This is a genomic window from Bradyrhizobium sp. P5_C11_2 (assembly GCF_054049755.1).
The window spans coordinates 1-1522 of sequence record NZ_JBFULT010000961.1; the positions used below are offsets into that span (position 1 = coordinate 1).

Consider the following 1522-nt stretch of genomic DNA (forward strand, 5'->3'; position numbering starts at 1 on the left):
CTGCTGGATCAAGCCCTTGTTATGTTTCAGTGGGGGCCCGACACGGTTTCCGGTTTGCGCGTCCCACACTTGCAACTTGTCGTCTCCCCAGGCGACGATGCGACGGCCGTCACGCGTTAGCAGGGCGCCTCGCACCACCGCCGGTTCGTATTTTATTGCGCCTCCGACCGGGCTGCCGGTCGCAACATCCCACAGCCGCAACGTCGCTCTATCCCAGGAAAGAATACGTCTTTCGTCATGACTGAGCAGCGCCCCCTGAATTGGTTCGCCATCCGATGACATGGCGACGCCGATCGGTTGACCAACGCTGACATCCCACAGCCGCAGTTGACGGCCGCCCCAGGTCAGGATGCGTCGCCGATCATCGAACGGCACGACGCCATCGACCTTATCCTTGGTCGGAGAGCCGATTTCACGCCCGGTCGCCGCGTCCCATAGACGAAGGACTCCGTCGTTGGTCCACGAGACAATACGTCGATCCTGGTCTGCAAGCAGCGCGCCCTCGACTTCGCCGACGAGCGTGCCGCTGTCATCGTCGTCTGAACGACCTTCCTCGATCATCTGCGATAGTTTGTCCTCGGGCATGGGTCGCGTTACCGGGTGCAGCATCGACGGCACGGCCTGCATTCCAGTTGCCGCGTCCCACAGGCGCACCTCGCGCTTGTCCCAAGACAGAATACGGCGCTTGTCGATGGAGAGATAAGCCCCCTTCACCGGACGGCCATGCTTCATGGTGGTGCCAATTTTCTCGCCGGTCGAGACGTTCTCCTGCCCCAAGCTCCCGTCGGTCGACCAGAATACGGCCCGCCCGCTATCTCCATTCAAGAGGACGCCATCAACGGAATCTTGCTGAAAAACGGCGTCAACTTGCTGTCCAATCACGGTGTCGGCGATCTGCACGCTGCCGTCTTCGGACCAGGAGAAAATCCGCCGGCCATCTCGGCTCAACAACGCGCCCTTGACCCCTGGGTGTGAGATCGTGGGGCTGATCTGCTTGCCGTCAGGTATGCTCCAAAGGTGCAATCCTCCACTATCCCACGACAGGACACGCCGTTGACTTTTGGCAAGGAGGGCACCTGCAACTGCGCCCTGATGTCTCATGTCCGGGCCTATCTGACGTCCGCTGGCGGCGTCCCACAGGCGCAACGTTCCGTCGACGGACCACGACAAGATTCGGCGATCGTCGGCGGTGAACACGGCTCCGTTAATTGCACCCGTGTGAGCCATGGCAGGGCCGAGTTGGTGAGCACGTAGCGCGTCCCAGATCCGCAGGGTGCCATCATCAGACCAGGATAGAATGCGCTTCTGGTCGCTTGTCAGACGCACGCCGCCAACCGGACCCTCGTGCATCATCGTGCTGCCGATCTGTTTTGCGGTACGAGCGTCGGCAAGTTGCAACTGATTGGCGCCCCACGAGATGATGCGCTGATCGTCTGTCAGAATGGCGCCTCGTAACTCGTCGAACGGGCAGCCGCGCAACGCGTTCCTGTAATACCCGCCCCGGCAATCCTCGGAACTGACA

At 61.2% G+C, this 1522-nt stretch carries 1 protein-coding gene; it reads right to left on the bottom strand.

Annotated elements, in window-relative coordinates:
* A partial coding sequence (locus tag ACXJL8_RS40720) for a WD40 repeat domain-containing protein (protein ID WP_456686998.1) occupies positions 1 to 1522 on the bottom strand: 1522 nt, incomplete at both ends.